This is a genomic window from Leptolyngbya sp. 'hensonii' (assembly GCF_001939115.1).
Lineage (GTDB): Bacteria > Cyanobacteriota > Cyanobacteriia.
This window is the reverse complement of record NZ_MQTZ01000043.1, coordinates 1-18,499: the sequence shown is the minus strand read 5'-3', so window position 1 is coordinate 18,499 and position 18,499 is coordinate 1. Positions and strand designations below refer to the sequence as shown.

Genomic DNA, 18,499 nt, shown 5'->3' with positions numbered 1-18,499 from the left:
AAGGTTAGATCTGACCCATCACCGTGCGAGCTGCCTCCAGGGTGCGATCGATGTCCGCATCCGTGTGAGCCAGGGAGGTAAACCCGGCTTCAAATTGGGAGGGAGCCAGGTAAATGCCCTGTTCCAGCATGCCCCGATGAAACCCTTTGAATTTGTTCACATCGGATTTTTTGGCATCCTCGAAGTTGTGCACCGGGCCTTCCGTAAAGAACAGACCGAACATGCCGCTGATGTTGCCCCCACAGGCGGCATGGCCTGCATCCCTGGCAATTTGCAGGAGCCCGTCGATCAGCCGCTTGGTGATTTGTTCCAGTTGTTCATAGGTCCCTGGTTGCCGCAGTAACTCCAGGGTTTTAATCCCGGCAGTCATGGCCAGGGGATTCCCGGATAGGGTGCCAGCTTGATACATGGGACCCGCTGGGGCCACCATGGCCATAATGTCCTTGCGTCCGCCATAGGCTCCCACCGGTAAGCCGCCCCCAATTACTTTCCCCAGGGTGGTCAGATCGGGGGTGATACCAAATTTTTCCTGCACCCCGCCATAGGCGATCCGGAAACCGGTCATCACCTCATCAAACACCAGCAGGGCTTTGTGTTCGCGGGTTAGTTCCCGCAGCCCTGCCAGGAAACCGGCATCCGGGGGAATGAACCCGGCATTACCCACGATCGGCTCCAGAATCACTCCGGCAATTTGGTCAGGATTTTCTTCAAACAGGATCTTTACCGCTTCCAGGTTATTGAAGGGAGCGGTCAGGGTGTTGCTGGCTACTGAACTGGGGACACCAGGGGAGTCGGGCAGCCCCAGGGTGGCGACGCCAGATCCGGCCTTGACCAGAAACATATCCGCATGGCCGTGGTAGCAGCCCTCAAATTTGATCAGTTTTTCCCGTCCGGTGAAAGCCCGCATTAGACGCAACACGGACATGCAGGCTTCCGTCCCAGAATTCACGAAGCGGACCATTTCCACACTGGGCACCGCATCAATCACCATTTCGGCCAGAACATTTTCCAGCATGCAGGGAGCCCCAAAACTGGTTCCTTTCTCCAGGGCCTCATGTAGCGCTTTGATGACATCCGGATGGCTATGACCACAAATGGCCGGTCCCCAACTACCCACGTAGTCGATATATTGGTTGCCATCCACATCCCAGACATAAGCTCCCTGAACCCGATCGAACACGATCGGATTGCCGCCAACAGAACGAAAAGCCCGCACGGGGGAACTCACTCCCCCCGGCATTAATTTCTGGGCAGCAGCAAAAATTTCTTCTGATTTTGAGGTTTTTAACGTGGTGCCGATCAAAGTTCTCTCCTTATCCAATGGCCTGACAGGGCAGACACAGGTATGGACAAACTCACCCATCTATTAAGATGCATCTATCGGGCGAGGGATGCTCTGGCCTGCCTGTCAATTACAAGATCTGAGCAGAATTATTGTAGATAATTATCAATGACTACAATGAAATCCCTCAACATTGATTGAGATTTAACGGAGCCCGTGTCTAAACCCCTTTATCTATCCCCTGCAATTCCAATTGACCAGATCCGCTATGACGATCGGGGTCTGGTGCCTGCAATCGTTCAGGATTACCTGGATGGGACCGTCCTGATGATGGCCTGGATGAATCAAGAGTCCTTGAAAAAGACGCTAGAAACCGGACAGACTTGGTTCTGGAGTCGATCTCGCGAATCCCTCTGGCCCAAGGGAGCTACCTCTGGCCATATCCAGCAGGTGCAATCCATCCGCTATGACTGTGATAGTGATGCCCTTCTGGTGACGGTAGAGCAGGTCGGGGATATCGCCTGTCATACGGGAGAACGCAGTTGTTTCCATCAGGTGGAACCGGGCACGATCGTGGCTCCTCCTGCGGATACGCTCTCCCAGGTATTTGCGGTAATTTGCGATCGGCAGATCAACCCTGTCGAAGGATCCTACACCTGTCGTCTGTTTGAAGGGGGAGACAACCGCATTCTGAAGAAGATTGGCGAAGAAGCAGTTGAGGTTGTGATGGCCTGCAAGGATGATCAGGCCGAGGCGATCGCAGGGGAAGTTGCGGATCTGTTTTACCATACCCTGGTGGCTCTGGCGCAGCACAAGGTCGATTTAAAAGCCGTTTACCGGAAACTCCAGGAGCGGCGGGGCTAACAACCGTGCCCTTCGTTCACAGATAGACAACGTTACAATCATTCTCAGGAAAGTAGAATCTCTGACCACATGATTACTGTTGTCTTGATTGAAGACCACGACCTGACACGGATTGGCTTGCGCATTGCCCTCCAGCAAAGCGGCAAGGTCACTGTTGTCGGAGAGGCTGCTACTGGAATTGAAGGGTTGAAGGTGCTGGCGAAAGCTAGACCAGACGTGGCGATCGTCGATATTGGTCTACCCGATATTGATGGCGTTGAAATTACGCGTCGCCTCAAACAATCCCTGACTGGACTAGAAGACCTGGACTCCCCAAAGCCCAGAGTTCTGATTTTGACCATGCAGGAGAATGAAGAGGCTGTACTGGCTGCTTTTGCTGCTGGTGCTGACTCTTACTGCGTTAAAGATGCCAGTCTGGAATGGTTGCTGGAGGCTTTGCAGACAACTACCGAAGGCAATAGCTGGATTGATCCGACGATCGCGCGGGTGGTGCTGCGTCAGGTCCAACACCAGGGGTTACCGTTACAGGCAGCCAGCGATCGTACCAACGAGCGGTTGGATTTACCTGAGGACTCCGGCCCAGATTATGCGTTGACGGATCGAGAATTAGAAGTCCTGAAGTTGATTGTGGCCGGGTGCAGCAATGCCGTGATCTCAGAGAAGCTCCACATTACGGTTGGGACTGTAAAAACCCATGTGCGGAATATTTTGAGTAAGTTAAGCGCTGACGATCGAACTCAGGCTGCGGTTAGAGCCCTGCGATCGGGGTTGGTTTAAGGGGGCATCTTTCGCCCCAATAAAATCTCCTTTCCAATCCTTAAGCCACGCCTGTTAGGGTAAACTCTACCCAGGGTACTTTTTATTGAGCAAGTTGTGTTAATAAGCTGACATTTATAGCGATTGCTACTGGACTCAGGACAGAGATTGTACAGGTGTCCAATCCGACTTTCCCTCTCCCAGTCCCAGGGCTACCGCTATATTTTTTGAATCCAAATCATGCACACACTTGAATGCACACACTTGAATATAGATAAAGGTCTGTTTTCTGAAGGGTTGTTTTTTGCTTAAAGACTTTGCTCTCCCATGCCTTTCTACGCTGGGAATTTATAAATCTGAGACTCAGTCTTCAATTATTTGATTGATGGCGAATTTATTAGGAACTGGAGCATCGCATGAGTCAGGGTAATGGTGGCAAGCTCAGACTAATGGTCGTTGATGATGAGCCTGACAACCTGGACCTACTTTATCGGACTTTTCGCCGTGAATTTACGGTATTCAAGGCAGTCAGTGGCCATAATGCTTTGCAAACCCTGGATCAGGAAGGGGAAATGGCCATTATCATCTCCGATCAGCGGATGCCGGGTATGAATGGGACAGAATTTCTCAGTCGGACTGTCGATCGATTCCCTGACACGATTCGGATTGTTCTGACGGGTTATACCGATGTGGAAGACCTGGTGGGTGCGATCAATACGGGTAAGGTCTTCAAGTACATCACCAAACCCTGGATGCCTGACGATCTCAAAGCCGTAGTCAATCAGGCGGCTGATACCTATAAGGTTCTGAAGCAACGCACGAATGAGCTGAATCGAGCTTTACGTCGGGAGTCGATCCTGAATGCAGTTACGACAGCCATTCGGGAGTCTCTGGACTACCACAGCATGCTACAAACCATTATCGAGACCCTGGGGCGCACCTTTGAAGCCAGTTCGGGAATTTTACGTCCGTTGGAAGGAAGTCATCTCACCTCAGAGGTTTTTTCCTATCAGGCCCAAGTAGGTCCAGGGGTAGAGTTGGCCATTGGACAATCTTCTATCCCCAGCTTTGAGCAGGATGAAGCCGTGCAGGCTGCCCTGGAGACCTGGAAAACCCAGGTGGTTGATGCCAGTCAAAATCCAGATCCACAGGCTGAAGCTGTTTCCGAGAAGCCAATTCAACTGGTTGTGCCCCTGACTTACCAGCAAAGTTTTCTGGCAGTATTGTCCCTTTATCGATCGCCAGGAACCCAATCCTGGAAATCGGAAGACATTGAGTTAATCGAAGGGGTGGCTGAGCAGGCTGCCCTGGCCATCTCCCAGGCCAAGCTTTATCAGCAAATTCAGCAACAAACTCAGCAAATGCGGGCGGAGTTGGAGGTGGCCCGCCAGATTCAGACCAACCTCCTGCGCCAGAGTTGGCCCGACCTGGAAGGGATTAAAGTGCAGGCGAGTTGTATTCCGGCCCGGGAGGTCGGGGGTGACTTCTTTGAGGTGTTTGTCCACCCGCAGGGAGATATCTGGGTCACCGTTGGAGACGTTTCTGGTAAGGGGGTTCCTGCTGCCCTCTTTATGGCCAGCCTGATTTCAGTCTTACGGCGAGAACTCTCCCAGGAAGTTCCACCCGAACCAGATGTGGTGATGTACAACCTGAATGGCAGTCTCTCCGATGATCTGATCAGCAATAACCGCTTTATTACCATGGTGTTGGCCCGCTATACCCCAACCACCCAGCAGTTAGCCTATGCCAACGCTGGACATGTTTATCCCATGGTTTGGTCTCACCGGACATTAACTTCCCAGGTTGCCAATCAGGAAAGCATATCCATTGAACCCAATTACCTGAAGACACGGGGCATTCCCCTGGGCATTCGACCGGCCTGGAAAGGGACGGGCGATAAGATTGCCCTCAATTCAGGAGATGTGTTTCTGCTGACCAGTGATGGGATCACAGAAGCAACCGTGCCCAGTGATCATGCTGGGAATGGTCAGATTACCAGTGCCATGTTGCAGCAGGCCGGACTGTGGCAACTTTTGAAGCAAGAGCCTTCCCCCTTACTGTTGGCTAATATTCTGACCAAAATTCAAGCGCACAATCAAGTTCAAGAAGACGACCAAACCATACTCTCCCTGGAGGTTCTTTAATCCATGAAAACTGAATTGCATATTCCCAGTGATTTAAAGTTTCTCAGCATTGTGGAGAACTGGCTTCTGGGAGCGTTGGAAGTGGAATTAGGGGATCAGGTGGATTGGCCCCGACAGTCTAATCGGTTACGTCTGGTTCTGGTCGAAGCTTATTCCAATGTGGTTCGGCATGCCCATCGTGATCAACCCAATCTGCCGGTGCTGATTCGTCTGCACCTCGACGATCGGGATCTGGCTCTGGAAATCTGGGATCACGGCAAAGGCTATGATCTGGACACTTACCTCCCACCAACCCCCGAAGCGAAGCAGGAAAATGGCTATGGCTGGCTGATTCTCAATCGTCTTATGGATCGGGTAGAGTATCAACTTCAGGTTGATGGTCGTAACTGTCTCAAATTGGAAGCCAGTTTGCCCGCCAAGCCGGAAGTTGTTTAAATCAGCGATTTAAATTCAGAAATTTTGGCCTTTAACTCTGAATCTGCTGCGTTGTTCGAACAGGCTTCAACCCCAGCACCCATTTGAATGTTGAATTTTGATCGGTTTGACATGGGAAGATAGAACCGCAGAATTAATGGCAGAGTGGAAATGCTGAAGCGATTTGTGGTAGCCCTACTAATGGTGCTCAGTTTAAGTCTTGTCGGTTGTACAGCCTCGGCCATGGGTGGGTTGCAGAGTCATGTTGATACCGTAGATGGATATCGATTTCTCTATCCGATCGGCTGGATTGAAGTGAAGGTTGCTAGCGGACCGGATGTGGTTTTCCGGGACCTGATTGAAGAGACAGAGAATATTAGTGTTGTGATTAATCCGATTCCAGCCAACAAAACCCTGGAAGACCTGGGCAGTCCCGGTGAAGTTGGCTATCAGCTAGGCAAAAGCGCGATCGCACCCCCAAATTCCAATCGCCAAGCCGAACTGGTTTCAGCAGATTCCTATCAGGCTGAAGATGGCAAAACCTATTATCTACTGGAGTACGCGGTCAAACTCCCGAAGCAAGAGCGACACAATCTGGCCAGCGTTGTCGTTAGCCATGGTAAGTTGTATACCCTGAATGCCTCTGCCACAGAAGCCCGCTGGACGAAGATGCAGCCCGTCTTCAACCAGATGATCCATTCTTTCTCAGTTCGTTAGCCCCATGGAAACTCCCCGACTGGTGCTGGCTTCCGCTTCCCCGGCTCGATCTCGCCTACTTGAGGCGGCTGGGATCAATGCGCTCATCTGGCCCAGTGATTTTGATGAATCCCTGGTGCAGTCCTCCGATCCGATCGACCTGGTGCAGACCCTGGCCCTGCGTAAGGCTGAGACTGTGGCAGCCCGCTTCAGTGCTGAACCCGTCGGGGCTCCCCTGATTGTAATTGGGTGTGATTCAGTCCTGGCTTTCGGGGGAGAGGCTTATGGCAAGCCAGATTCTGCCCAGGCAGCTCTGGCGCGCTGGAAACAGATGCGGGGTCAATCAGGGGATCTGTGCACAGGTCACGCCTGTATTGATCTGGGCCGAGGCAAAACCCTGGTTCGCTGTGGGGTGACCCGGGTCTATTTTGCCAACGTCAGCGATCGCCAGTTGGAAGCGTATGTCGCAACGGGCGAACCATTGAAATGTGCCGGAGCCTTTGCCCTGGAAGGCCAGGGCAGTTTGCTGATCGACAAGATTGAAGGCTGTTATACCAATGTCATTGGCCTCAGTATGCCGCTGCTGCGAGAGATGTTGAATGAACTGGGCTATGACCCCCTCTCCCTCAGCCTTGGTTAAGGCCCTCGGCTTTAGCTAGGGCAGGCTTTGCCATCATTCCCATCCATGCTTCTGCATAAATCTGGATGCAGCAAAAAAAGCGTTGCACATCAAGGATGACCCGAGTAGTTTCCCTGCATGGGGGTCCGATCGGGTAGACCAGAGCCGACTTCACCTCACAGGTTGACTTGATGTGCAACAACAGACAGGAAGGAGCCTACGCTCTTAAGTCAAATAATAGATTGTAATCCTATAATTGGTGGTCAATAGTTCTAATCATTGGAATATGCCTTTATCTATGGAACTGGGTAAGGCAGTGCCTTTGGCAACCTTCAGCCCTGGGTCACCCCCCTGACTCTCGCCATCTCTCCGGGGGTACGGAGTTCATTCAGATGGAAACGGCTGTATAAACTATCTATAGGGTCGGTGACGCGAGTGCATCCCACTTTTGTAGCCCTCTCCCTAAATCCCTCTCCCAGAACGGGAGAGGGACTTTGAATCTGGCTCCCCTTCTCCCTCTTTGGGAGAAGGGGCTGGGGGATGAGGGCAACCTTGCAAAACTGGGATGCTCTCCGGTGACGCCCCTACAGACCCTAGCAGGCTTAATCGGAACGGTATCACTTTTATGGCAGGATTGGCCCTCTCTCAGCAGATTACCCTGCATCAACTGAAGGTGTTTGAAGCAGCCGCACGACACTGTAGTTTTACCCGTGCAGCAGAAGAGTTATTCTTAACCCAGCCCACGATTTCCATGCAAATTAAACAGTTAACGCAGGCTGTGGGGTTGCCGCTGTTTGAGCAGGTGGGCAAACGGCTTTTTCTCACCGATGCCGGTCGGGAACTGCATGTCACCTGCCGGGAGATCTTCGAACGGCTGGCCCTACTGGAAATGAGCATTGCCAACATGAAAGGCCTGAAGCAAGGTCAACTGCGACTGGCTGTGATTACGACAACCAAGTATGTCATTCCTCGCCTGTTGGGGCCTTTCTGTCAGCGCTATCCCGGTATCGACATTTCCCTCAAGGTAACCAACCATGAGGGTGTGCTGGAACGGATGGCTGATAATCTGGACGATCTGTACATCGTCAGCCAACCTCCAGAGAATTTTGATCTCAACTCCTACCTTTTTATCGAAAATCCCTTGATTGTCCTGGCTCCCAGCAGTCATCCACTAGCCAGGGAAAAAAATATTCCCCTCAACCGCCTGGCAGAGGAACCCTTTATTATGCGGGAGCCGGGTTCGGGAACACGCCAAGTTGTCCAGCAGCTCTTTGATCAGCAGGGCATTCCGATCAAAGTACGCCTGGAAATTGGCAGCAATGAAGCCATCAAGCAGGCGATCGCCGGTGGGTTAGGAATTTCCGTCCTCTCCATTCATAGTCTGGCTCTAGACTACACGACGGGTCAGTTTGCCATCCTGGATGTGGAAGGATTTCCCATTTCCCGCAACTGGTATGTCATTTATCCCGCTGGGAAGCAGCTCTCGATCATTGCCAGTACCTTCTTTGAGTATCTCCAGCATGAGGGGCGAGAAATTGCCAGTGTCTCTAATTTACTGGCATCGGCTGGCAAAATCTAACCCTCCTGCAGAAATGGGAATCGTCCCTGGTTCTGGGCCTACAGATCCCCAATACAGGCAACCTCGTGGAGATAGAAGCTGAACAACGCCCCAGCCTGGCGATCATCCACATAGGTTGTAGCGGTCACAGGGTCATAGAGGTGCAGGATCACTTCCATGCGCTTGCCAACAGGATAGCGGCTGCGTCGGGACCGCTCCGGCTCTGGAACCGCTCCCATATCTTCGAAGCTACAACGATTCAGCCCAACCACCAGCCCAAATCGGTACTCCTGGGAAGCCCCTGGATCAGGCTTGAACGGCTGGATCAGACGGACAATATCCCCCTGCTGAAGGGTCGCAAGGTTGGTTCTGGTTTCGGCCTGGTTGATTGGTTGCATCGGCTTGGTACTCCCTCACCCCTCCAGTTGACAGTTTTTTTGACAAACCCCCAACTCACAGGCATTAGCATTGAACGCTTGCCAGAGAGCTTCAATTTGCTGAAAAGACTCTTCCGGGGAGAGCTTGCCCGCTGTTTCTAAATTAGCAATGTAGCCAATCCGGTGGGCAAACTCCTGCAAATTGCTATTGAACAGCAGATACTCTGGTTTGAAATGGCCGTAATAGCGCGATCGTGGATATAAAAGTCTGTCTTTATTGATTTCTGGTTCGTTCATGTCCCTGCCGATGCCTTTTGCTTTCAATGTGCTTCCTGATCGATGTGCTTCCTGATCGATGTGCTTCCTGATCGATGTGCTTCCTGATCGATGTGCTTCCTGATCGATCCTTGCTCCAGCTAGTGGGTCATTTGCCACGGTTGTAGCCATAGCTGCCCTCGCCCTAAATTCCTCTCCGAGAGGGAGAAGGACTTCAATCAGGTGATCAGGAGAGCCTGATTGAGGATAAAGGATGGGGTAATGGCGATGTTTCGGCCAAATGACCTACTAGGTGACGATGTTCAGTGAACTCTGAAGCCGGAATCCCGTCAGGTTACCACCGAAATCAACCTAATCAGAAATGAATATCATTCTGCTGGGTGAGGTAGGGAAACTCAGAGTTCAAATATTTTCTTCGTATAGCTACAATTATAGTAGCTGCATTTCAGTTTTTGCTATACGAATTTTATGTTGAAGCTAGAGGAACTCAAAACAGAACTAGCTACCCTGGAGCAAGAACTGGCGGAGATTTACCGGGAGGGTAGGGTTCTGATGGACTGCTGGATTGCCCAGGCCAAGCCCGGTAGTCATAAAAACAAATACCCTCGCCTCAAATCTAGAAAGCCTATCTTTAATGGCAAGAAAACGGAGTATCTCAGTATACAGGGGCCAGCACTTGAGGAAGCCATGGCTGCGATCGAGCGGGGAAGGCGGGTCAAGAAGCTGCAGAAACGCATCCGGGAATTAACCGTCAAGCTGGATCAATGGCAACGTAGGGAATTGCGATCGTCTGACACCGCCGCCAAGAAATCGATTCTCCCCCGATACACCTCCCCAGACCTGATAGCACGGGTGCGCCTGATTCTGGGGGAGATTGACCTGGACCCGGCCACTGATGAAATCGGACAGCAATGGGTGCAGGCGATGCAATATTACACGTCTCTGGAGAATGGGTTATCCCAACCCTGGCTGGGCCGCGTCTGGCTCCACCCACCAGGTCAGGGAAAAACAGGGCCTTGGATCAACAAACTGATTGCCGAGTATGAGGCAAAACGGGTAACCGCAGCACTCACCCTGGTCAAGGCGGAGGTCGGTCATCCATGGTTCCAATCCCTGATGCAGCAGTTTCCGGCCTGTTTTTTACAAGAACCGGTCCTATTTCTGAATCACCAGGGACAGCCTCAACCGGGCTACAGGCAGGGCAGTGCCATCTTTTACCTGGGGCCTGAGGTGCAGCAGTTTAAGCAGGTGTTTGCTGAAATTGGAACCATCAGTCATCCTGCCTGAAAAGCTGACAATTGCGCTTTAATCAAGGGCAGGGACTGAAAGAACCAAGGTTGGAGGAAATATGACGATTCCCAGAATTCTCGCTTTTGCAGGTAGTGCCCGTCAGGATTCATTCAACAAAAAGCTAATGAGAGTGGCCGCAGCGGGAGCCAGAACAGCGGGTGCAGAGGTGACTGAGCTGGATTTGCGGGACTTCCCCATGCCCCTGTTTGACCAGGATTTGGAGGCGGCTGAAGGGTTTCCAGAAAGTGTGCTGCAGTTCAGAGCGATGATGAAGGCGCATCAGGGATTACTACTGGCCTGCCCGGAGTACAACAGTTCGATTACACCCATGTTGAAGAATGCGATCGATTGGGCGTCTCGTCCTGTGGAAGGGGAGCCCGCTCTGGCCTGCTATCGAGATAAGGTGGCTGTCCTGATGAGTGCCTCCCCCGGCGGCCTGGGAGGATTGCGGGGGCTGGTGCATGTCCGTTCCATTTTGGGCAATATTGGGGTTCTGGTCCTGCCAGATCAAAAGGCGATTGGCAGTGCCCATCAGGCGTTTGACGAGCAGGGCCACCTGAAGGATGCGGATCAGCAGGCGGCGGTCCAGGCTTTGGGGGGCCGGTTAACTGCTGTTCTGACTAAGTTGCTCGCCTAAATTACAGCAGGTTTTATCCTGACAGACAGCCGTAACGCTGTATTAAAGAACGACTGAGGGAAAATCACTGTCGTTTCTGGTGTGAGGGAAACTTATGCGAATTTCGGGCCTGACCGTCCTGACTCTGGCTGCCCTGACAGCTCAGGGTATGAACCATGCAGCAACTGCCCATGAGGGAGCAGATGTTCCCAAGGATCATCCCATCCCACCGACTACAGCAACGGACTCGATCGCGCCATCGGAATTAATCGCCGCAACCAGCCAGCCAGAGGTAGAACGATCGGACCTGGGCTGGCCAGGTTCTGTGGATCGTCAGGCCGGACCATCGGTGCATTCTGACCCATCCATACCGATGGCATCAGTCCGTTCTCTCCCACCGGATCCCCAGCCTGTTCCCCTGGAGGCGGCTGCGCCGGATCAATTGCTGGCTACTGCCCGGGAGAACCTTGCTCCCACCCTGCCGCCCCTAGCCCCAGAACATCCCAGAGAAGCCCAGGCAGAAACCTGGCAACCGATGCAGCAACTGGTGCGCCAGGAGGCTGGCCTGACCTCCCGATCGTCCACCCTAGCCCAGACCATTTCCATCCCGACGGAGCAATCTGAGGTGAAAGTAGCCCAGGGCCGTTCTCTCAGTGTCATCGCCCCGGATGGTGTCAGCCTCAGACGGGTACAACTGGCTCAGATTGTCTCCTTAAGTGTGACCAATCGAACCTCCAGGACCATTCAGATTGAGCTGGTTGGACGGGTGGGGCCGTTGGTGTTACGGCCTGGACAGACCCGCCGCCTCCTGGCCAATTCTAGAGATATGTCCCTCCTCTATTGGTCTGGACCGGAGTCGGGTTCCATCCGTCTGGCTGCCAGCGTGGCCCAAATTGGTCGCAATGCTCTGGCCGTGAATCTCTACCAGGCTCGTTTCCCTACCGATAATTCCGCCATTTACTTCCCGGAACCGGGGATCAATCGGGTTCTGAGGGTATTTTAGGCATTTGGCGGAGGACGTTACGATCGAGCTTTCCCTGGGGATTGCGGGGAAGTTCGGCTAAGGCAACCCAATGTTTGGGTTGTTTGAACGGGCTGAGTTGGGGGGCGATCGCGGCCTTTAACTGTTGCTGACTGACGGTTGATTCCGTCGGAACATAGAAGGCACAGACGACTTCCCCCCAATGCTGCTCTGGGATCCCAATCACACAAACATCCCGTACCAGGCCAGTCTTCCGTAAAACGGCCTCAACTTCGACTGGAAAAACATTTTCACCCCCGGTAATGATTTTGTCGCTGCTGCGTCCAACGACATGGAGATAGCCTGTGGCATCGAAATAGCCCAGATCATCGGTCTGAAAGTGCCGGGTTGGCCAGAGCTGGGGATAGTATCCCAGGGCCAGAGATTGGCTCTGCAGGACGATCGTCCCTGTTTGCCCAGGTTCTAGAGGTTTTCCATCCGGGTCCAGAATTTGGATGTGAGCCTGGGGCAACACCCGACCACAACTGTTACTCCCGGCCAGAAAGTCGGAAGGTTTCAGGGTGGCCACCTGGGAGGCTGTTTCAGTCATGCCGTAGGTAGGAGCCAGGGGAAGCTGCAATTGTCTGGCCTGCGCCAGCAGTTCGGGCCAGGCCGGTCCCCCCCCCAGAAGAATAGCCTGAAATCGAGACAACAGTCCTGGCAACCCCTCCTGTTCCAGACTGCGTTGCAACTGAGTGGGTACCAGGGAGATAAAAAATGCTTCCGGATTGAGCATTGCTCCAGGATCGGTGAGCAGTGTTTTGAAGGGCTGTACCAACAGGGTTCCACCAGAAATGAAAGACCGCATCACCTGCATCAGGCCACTGACATGGTAGAGCGGCAGGACACAGAGGCTATGGACCTGCTGGAGCTGAAAGTACTTCCTGAAACCGGTCACGGAAGCCAGGAGTGTTTCCCAGGTATGGATGGCAAAACGAATCTGGCCGGAGGAACCCCCAGTAGGGATGAGGATGGTCCCAGGGGGCACTGGGGGAGCGGGATGGGGGGCAGAGGGAACAGGGTCGATCGCAGTCGCATTGTAGTCAGTCCAAACCAGATCAGGCTGGATCAGGGGGAGAATCTGTTGCCACTCTGGGGCAGCCCAGTGGGGATTGCAGAGAAACACTGGACTGCAGGCGCTAGAGGCAGCCAGAAATCCGGCCACAAACTGCACCGGATCGGCTGCGGCCAGAAGGATACGGGGCAAGGATTCTCGATCGTGCTGTTGAATTTCTCGGAGGCGGAGTTCAACTAGGTCCAGCAGTCGATCGCGGCCATCCACCATCAGCCAATCTGTCCCCCGTTGCTGCAACAGGGCTAAAGGGTCTGCCATAGGCGCTCAATGTCATCGCCGAATTCATCCTGATTAAACCAGTGATTGACCCCATAACCAAGGGCTCGATCTGGATTGGCCAACTCTGCGGCCAGTCTCAACCCCGCCTGTTGACCGATCGGAGTCTCAAACACGGAGGAGAAGACAGCATCCAGGGGATGTTGCCGGAAAAACTGCCGCAGTTCTGCTGGGGAACCGGCGATCGCGGGTTTGATCACAACGATGCTCCGCCAGCCCCGCTCATAGCAAGTTCGCAGTTGAGACAGGGTAGCCACTGATTCGTCCAGGGCCAGGGGGGTGACATATCGCTGACTCAGATCTTGCAACTCGGCCAAGGCATCTGGCGGGAGAGGCTGTTCCAGGAATTCGATCGTGATCTGGGGCCAGTCAACCTGAGCCCGATCGCACAATTCCAACCATTGGGTAGCCTGTTGCCAGGTTAAGCCCCCATTGGCATCCAGCCTGAGAGTTGTCCCCTTCGGTAAGGCTGCCAGCAATTGTCGAAACAACCCCATCTCCTGGACGTGAGACTGCACCGCAATTTTCCATTTCAGAGTACGATAGCCCTGTGCCCAGAGGGAAGGCCAGGTGTGCAACGCGGCTTCTCCGGCTGGCAGTAGCCCACTACAACGATTGGGCCATAGGGGCTCTGACCCAGTCCTGACAGTTGACGACTCCAGATCCTCCAGAGCTGCATGCAATCCAAACTGGCAGGCTGGCAGACTTGGTGGGACTGTAGCCAGGGCTTCGATCGACCAGATCTCCGGCAACTGTTGGCAGAAAGCTAACGCCTCCGCCTGACTTTCTGTCCCAAACCAGGGAACAGGGGCAATTTCACCGTATCCGGTACGATCGGCAGAATCCCTCAACTGAAGCAAAATTCCTTCCCGAACCGCCCATAACCCATAACTGGTTGTGAGGGGTTGGCAAAATTGGCGGTAGTATGGACGAAGTTCCAGTCGATAGTGCGTAGTTTGTGGGTTCATGAGTTCTACTATCAGAATTGCCCAACCCTCAGGAATTCTGGATGGTATCGCAGCCAGCCAGCTTCGTCAGGAAGTCAATACCTTTATAGAGGATGGGGCGGATACCATCCTGATTGATCTTAAAGATGTGACCTTTATGGACAGCTCCGGTCTGGGAGCCTTAGTCATCATTCTGAAAGCAGTCCGATCTGCTGGTAAAAGGCTATGTCTGAGCTCGGTGAGTGATCAGGTCAAAATGTTATTTGAATTGACCAGCATGGATCGGATTTTTGAAATCTTTCCGGACCAGGAGGCTTTTAGTAAAAAGACCCTGGGTATGGGTTAGTTTAGTTATGGGTCATCTGTTATAGGTCATTCGTCATTAGAGCCTTGTCTCAACCTTGTCCCAATAAATGGAATGATGTAAGACCTGTTTGAAGCGTTATCGAAAGAGCTGAAGCGATGACCGTCTCTGAATCCAATGAAACCCCTCCGACTCCCGTTGTTGTTGATATCCGGGATATGGAAATTGACGACCTGGCTCCGGTTTACCATCTGGGGGAAGAACTTTTCAGAAGTGATTTATACCCCTATCTCTATCGGATCTGGGATGAGTGGGAAGTCATTGGTCTCTACAACACAGACCCAGAATATTGCCTGATTGCCGAAGTAGAAGACAAGATGGCCGGATTTATCCTGGGAACGGTGATCAGCAAAGCCTCCTGGATGTATGGCTACATCATCTGGTTGGGTGTTAATCCCCAGTTTCAACGTCGGGGTGTGGCGGATAAGCTGGTCGATAAGATTGTGGAGCGCATGATCGAAGATGGGGTCCGAATCATGTTGATGGACACCGATCCCAAGAATATTCCTGCTATCAAGTTCTTTACCCGCAAAGGATTTACTAATCCCCGTCGGCATATTTTCCTGTCCATGAATCTGAACAAGCACGAACACTATGGCAAGCTCATCGCCTACGAACGGGATAAAGCCGAGCGCTCTGGCAAGCGTCGTCCCCGCCGTCGCCCGGCCAGCAAACCCTGATATTCCACCATCCGCCCCTGCCGTAAAGACGCGATCAATCGCGTCTCTAGAAATCCTCCAACAGGGCGCTGAACCGGCTCAACAACGGATCGGCATCCTGATCCGCCGCTTCTGATTTCTCCGGTTCCACGAGAGACTCCTGCAGATCCTCCGGTTCCTCCACCCCCGATCGCCGGGCGGCCCGCACTGCCCCTGCCTCACGACTAGTTACCGTCCGCTCCAGCCGATCAAGTAACTCAGCCAGACGAACCTCCACCTGCTCCAGGAGTTCCGCTTCGGGCGAGATCTCCTCCGTATCCTCCTCCTCCACTTCTGGTTCTGCCAGCGCCTGTTGGAGCTGCCCCAGGAAGCGATCGGTCTTGGCTTCCATCTGCTCCACTTTTCGCATCAGGTCTGTTACCAGATCCTCGATCTGGCTCAAGGAATCTGATCCCGCGTCTACTCCACCACGGGGTTCAAGACCAGTCAGGTTTTCCACCTGAGAGAGCAATTGATTCGTGCTGCCATCGATTTGATCGATCTGCTGCGTCAAATAACTGATCTGGTTTTCCAACTGGCGAAATTGCTTTGGATCGATCCCCGAGCCTGCTCCTGGCTCAAAATCATCCAATTGTCGCTGCAGTTGGGTCAGTTGCTGGCTGATGCGAGTATCGATCTGCTTAATTTGCTGAGTGAGATGGGATACTTCATCTGAAACTGAATCAGATGAAGGTTTAGAGAGAGATTGCTTAAGTTCAGCTTCCATCTGCTCCATCTGCTGCCCCAGGCCAGTGAACTGGCTTTGTAGCTGAGCCAGGGTCTGGCCTACCTGAGTCGGATCTGTTGCAGCAGGAGTCTCCTCCTCAAAGAGAAAATACTGGAGGGCCTGCTTGCACAATTCACTAAAGCTGGCAAAATGCCCATCCGAGATCTCTTCTTCGATCGCTGCCAGAAGGGTCTGATCAGCTGCATCCTGGCTGAAGGTAACGGATTTACTACTGGTCTTTTTGGTTGGTGCTGCCATCTGATTCTGCCCTAACTCGCCCTATTATGCTGTGGATTATCCTCTGCTGGCTGCTGCCATCTGCACTTGCCCATAAATAAATTGCCCTAGGGCATTGGCCTTCCGACAGGGCTGGGCCAGGTGAGCCTGTAGGTGGGCCTCTTTCAGGAGAAGCTGTAAGTCTTCCCAGAAAAACTCACCGCCGCCACCTGTGACCACGACATCTGTGGTTCGCTCTGGCAACCAATTGACCAGACGGCTACATAACTCGCGGGCAAAACTCTTCCGCAGGCTGGGCAGAATTTCATCCAGATCGGTGGGACGCGATTCCCCTCGGGGCCGGAAAAACCGTTCTCCTTCCGGACGGTTCACTGCTTCAATTAGGAGCAGCGATTGGCTGTCCGCTCCCCTAATCTGGGCTGCCACCTGATCATAAAACTGGTTCATGGCAAAGGGTTCACTCTTAGAAGCCCCTCGAGCAAACCGGAACCGATCGGCCATGATGAAGTCTGTGGTTTGATGCCCGATGTCTACAACAGCTACAGATAAATCAATCAAGCCTGCCCCTGCTGTACCTTTTTGTTGGGCTTCACACCAGATCAGGCTGCCGTAGCCTTCCGGCACCACCCAGACCTGCCGAATATTGATGCTTACGGTTTCGCCCCGATAGTGCATCACATGGGGAGACCGCAGCAAACCAATGACCAATTCTTTTTCTCGATCGAACTGTTCCTGAGAATGGTAAGGCAACCCCAGGACGACTCCAATGTCATCCTGCAGGTCGAAGTGGCCAACACAGGCAAAGGCTTTGATCAGAGCATCTTCAACTTTGGATTGGCCCACCCCTAAGTTAGCCCCAAAGTCTGCAGCCAACTGGCCGATCGCGTACCCTTTGCCTTGGTACTCCAGCCAGATATCCAGCAACGGATCCGTCAGGCGGGATTCAAACCCACCCCGACGAACCTGCTCCACCGTCAGATGGGCCACATTTGCCGGAATCAGAACGACCTCTTCCGGGTCACGACTGACACAAGTTTTCGTGGAAGTCCGACCCAGATCAATACTGAGAATGGGAACCTTACCAGAAGAAAATGAGGGCTGTCTTGCAGTCATTGGGAATGATTGACCTCGCTGATGGCAGTTTTCACTGAGTTGAACCGCTGCTTGCTGAATGGGGCATCGTCTCTACCCCCAATTCGGAGTAAAACTGGGTGTGACACCCATCTATATGGGTATATCGGGTCATTCCTATCCATACTTGCGCCACAGGCATTCTATAAAAATGTCTCTGACAAAGCATGGAGAAGGGAACAAGATCTGACTTGGGATAACGTCACAACAATTATCATGCTGGATGACTTGTTTTTAGCATCCCGGCAAAACCATGTACACGAATTGCCCTGACCCTTATAATTAAGTTAAATTTAGTTAAGTTGACTTCTCAGAAATCAAGAATTTGTGTACACCCTGGTCGGGTTCCGTAACCAGGGTACACGATAAGAAGCACAGATTACCCCCGCGCTCCGTTTTTATACAGATAGAGGCCGCTAACTTATGAAACTGTCCTGGAAAACAGTGTTGTTGTGGATGCTACCTGCCCTGGTCATTGGTTTTTTCCTCTGGCAGGGTGCGTTTTCCTCATCACCCGCTGAAATGACAAAAAATACCGCCAGTACTCGAATGACCTATGGTCGTTTTCTGGAGTATCTGGATGCTGGGCGTGTCCTCAGCGTTGACTTCTACGATGGTGGTCGCACGGCGATCGTGGAAGCGACCGACCCAGAAATTGATAATCGGATGCAACGGTTGCGGGTAGACCTGCCTGGAAATGCACCCGAATTGATCTCCAGACTGCGGAATGGCAATGTCAGTTTCGATTCCCATCCGCCTCGTAATGATGGTGCTATCTGGAGCCTGTTGGGTAACCTGGTTTTTCCCATTCTGTTAATTACTGGATTGTTTTTCCTGTTCCGGCGTTCTGGCAATGTTCCTGGTGGTCCCGGGCAGGCGATGAGCTTTGGCAAATCCCGAGCCCGCTTCCAGATGGAGGCCAAAACTGGCGTCATGTTTGAGGATGTGGCGGGGATCGAAGAAGCCAAGGAAGAACTGCAGGAAGTGGTGACGTTCCTGAAGAAGCCAGAGCGATTTACGGCTGTAGGAGCCAAAATTCCCAAGGGTGTGCTGCTAGTGGGGCCGCCAGGAACTGGGAAAACCCTGCTGGCCAAGGCGATCGCTGGAGAAGCGGGTGTCCCTTTCTTCAGT

At 52.8% G+C, this 18,499-nt stretch carries 20 protein-coding genes; 13 read left to right on the top strand and 7 right to left on the bottom strand.

The features are described 5' to 3' along the window. Window positions 1-4: 4 nt before the first annotated feature. Window positions 5-1,303: a glutamate-1-semialdehyde 2,1-aminomutase gene (gene hemL / locus BST81_RS15765; RefSeq protein ID WP_075599474.1), complete on the bottom strand. Its 1,299-nt coding sequence runs from the start codon at window positions 1,301-1,303 to the stop codon at window positions 5-7. Between the two features lie 195 nt (window positions 1,304-1,498). On the opposite strand from hemL, the gene hisIE reads away from it, so the two are divergent. From hisIE to BST81_RS15730, 7 genes are all read left to right on the top strand, one after another. Beyond that, window positions 1,499-2,146, top strand: a complete 648-nt coding sequence (gene hisIE, locus BST81_RS15760; protein WP_075599473.1) for a bifunctional phosphoribosyl-AMP cyclohydrolase/phosphoribosyl-ATP diphosphatase HisIE — start codon at window positions 1,499-1,501, stop codon at window positions 2,144-2,146. A 69-nt stretch (window positions 2,147-2,215) separates the two neighbouring features. After that, window positions 2,216-2,923 carry a response regulator transcription factor gene (locus BST81_RS15755; RefSeq protein WP_075599472.1) on the top strand — a complete coding sequence of 236 codons (708 nt, stop codon included), beginning with the start codon at window positions 2,216-2,218 and terminating at the stop codon, window positions 2,921-2,923. 395 nt (window positions 2,924-3,318) lie between these two features. After that, a complete protein-coding gene (locus BST81_RS15750) occupies window positions 3,319-5,046 on the top strand; it encodes a SpoIIE family protein phosphatase (RefSeq protein ID WP_075599471.1) in 1,728 nt (575 codons plus the stop codon). A 3-nt stretch (window positions 5,047-5,049) separates the two neighbouring features. Then, window positions 5,050-5,481, top strand: coding sequence for an anti-sigma regulatory factor (locus BST81_RS15745; protein WP_075599470.1), 432 nt, complete (start codon window positions 5,050-5,052; stop codon window positions 5,479-5,481). Between the two features lie 150 nt (window positions 5,482-5,631). Continuing rightward, on the top strand, window positions 5,632-6,177 hold the full coding sequence (gene psbP, locus BST81_RS15740) for a photosystem II reaction center PsbP (RefSeq protein ID WP_075599469.1): 546 nt from the start codon (window positions 5,632-5,634) through the stop codon (window positions 6,175-6,177). 4 nt (window positions 6,178-6,181) lie between these two features. Then, window positions 6,182-6,796: a nucleoside triphosphate pyrophosphatase gene (locus BST81_RS15735; RefSeq protein WP_075599468.1), complete on the top strand. Its 615-nt coding sequence runs from the start codon at window positions 6,182-6,184 to the stop codon at window positions 6,794-6,796. A gap of 604 nt (window positions 6,797-7,400) precedes the next feature. Beyond that, on the top strand, window positions 7,401-8,354 hold the full coding sequence (locus BST81_RS15730; RefSeq protein WP_075599467.1) for a LysR family transcriptional regulator: 954 nt from the start codon (window positions 7,401-7,403) through the stop codon (window positions 8,352-8,354). Between the two features lie 38 nt (window positions 8,355-8,392). On the opposite strand, the gene BST81_RS15725 is transcribed toward BST81_RS15730, so the two are convergent. Beyond that, on the bottom strand, window positions 8,393-8,731 hold the full coding sequence (locus BST81_RS15725) for a hypothetical protein (protein ID WP_075599466.1): 339 nt from the start codon (window positions 8,729-8,731) through the stop codon (window positions 8,393-8,395). A gap of 15 nt (window positions 8,732-8,746) precedes the next feature. Then, window positions 8,747-9,007 carry a hypothetical protein gene (locus BST81_RS15720; protein ID WP_075599465.1) on the bottom strand — a complete coding sequence of 87 codons (261 nt, stop codon included), beginning with the start codon at window positions 9,005-9,007 and terminating at the stop codon, window positions 8,747-8,749. 447 nt (window positions 9,008-9,454) lie between these two features. On the opposite strand from BST81_RS15720, the gene BST81_RS15715 reads away from it, so the two are divergent. From BST81_RS15715 to BST81_RS15705, 3 genes are all read left to right on the top strand, one after another. Further along, window positions 9,455-10,273 carry a hypothetical protein gene (locus BST81_RS15715; protein ID WP_075599464.1) on the top strand — a complete coding sequence of 273 codons (819 nt, stop codon included), beginning with the start codon at window positions 9,455-9,457 and terminating at the stop codon, window positions 10,271-10,273. Window positions 10,274-10,334: 61 nt separating this feature from the next. Beyond that, window positions 10,335-10,913 (top strand): NAD(P)H-dependent oxidoreductase, encoded by a 579-nt coding sequence (locus BST81_RS15710; RefSeq protein ID WP_075599463.1) that lies wholly within the window; start codon window positions 10,335-10,337, stop codon window positions 10,911-10,913. Window positions 10,914-11,007: 94 nt separating this feature from the next. Further along, window positions 11,008-11,895 (top strand): hypothetical protein, encoded by an 888-nt coding sequence (locus BST81_RS15705; protein WP_075599462.1) that lies wholly within the window; start codon window positions 11,008-11,010, stop codon window positions 11,893-11,895. Here the strand turns inward: BST81_RS15705 and BST81_RS15700 are convergent. Further along, window positions 11,870-13,246 carry a 2-succinylbenzoate--CoA ligase gene (locus tag BST81_RS15700; protein WP_075599461.1) on the bottom strand — a complete coding sequence of 459 codons (1,377 nt, stop codon included), beginning with the start codon at window positions 13,244-13,246 and terminating at the stop codon, window positions 11,870-11,872. The two genes, BST81_RS15705 and BST81_RS15700, sit on opposite strands and share 26 nt — an antisense overlap. Continuing rightward, entirely contained in the window at window positions 13,231-14,232 is a 1,002-nt protein-coding gene (locus tag BST81_RS15695) for an o-succinylbenzoate synthase (RefSeq protein ID WP_075599460.1), read from the bottom strand. The genes BST81_RS15700 and BST81_RS15695 overlap by 16 nt, the downstream gene beginning before the upstream one ends. Between BST81_RS15695 and BST81_RS15690 the strand changes: the two genes are divergently transcribed. Continuing rightward, entirely contained in the window at window positions 14,231-14,557 is a 327-nt protein-coding gene (locus BST81_RS15690) for an STAS domain-containing protein (RefSeq protein ID WP_075599459.1), read from the top strand. The genes BST81_RS15695 and BST81_RS15690 overlap by 2 nt on opposite strands. Window positions 14,558-14,673: 116 nt before the next feature. Next, window positions 14,674-15,255: a GNAT family N-acetyltransferase gene (locus tag BST81_RS15685; protein WP_075599458.1), complete on the top strand. Its 582-nt coding sequence runs from the start codon at window positions 14,674-14,676 to the stop codon at window positions 15,253-15,255. 46 nt (window positions 15,256-15,301) lie between these two features. Here BST81_RS15685 and BST81_RS15680 read toward each other — a convergent pair whose 3' ends face one another. Together BST81_RS15680 and BST81_RS15675 are read right to left on the bottom strand one after the other, a co-directional pair. Then, a complete protein-coding gene (locus BST81_RS15680) occupies window positions 15,302-16,258 on the bottom strand; it encodes a hypothetical protein (RefSeq protein WP_075599457.1) in 957 nt (318 codons plus the stop codon). 36 nt (window positions 16,259-16,294) lie between these two features. Beyond that, window positions 16,295-17,350, bottom strand: coding sequence for a ParM/StbA family protein (locus BST81_RS15675; RefSeq protein ID WP_075599456.1), 1,056 nt, complete (start codon window positions 17,348-17,350; stop codon window positions 16,295-16,297). Between the two features lie 441 nt (window positions 17,351-17,791). On the opposite strand from BST81_RS15675, the gene BST81_RS15670 reads away from it, so the two are divergent. Beyond that, the coding region (locus BST81_RS15670) for an ATP-dependent metallopeptidase FtsH/Yme1/Tma family protein (RefSeq protein ID WP_143780363.1) at window positions 17,792-18,499 on the top strand (708 nt) is incomplete at its 3' end.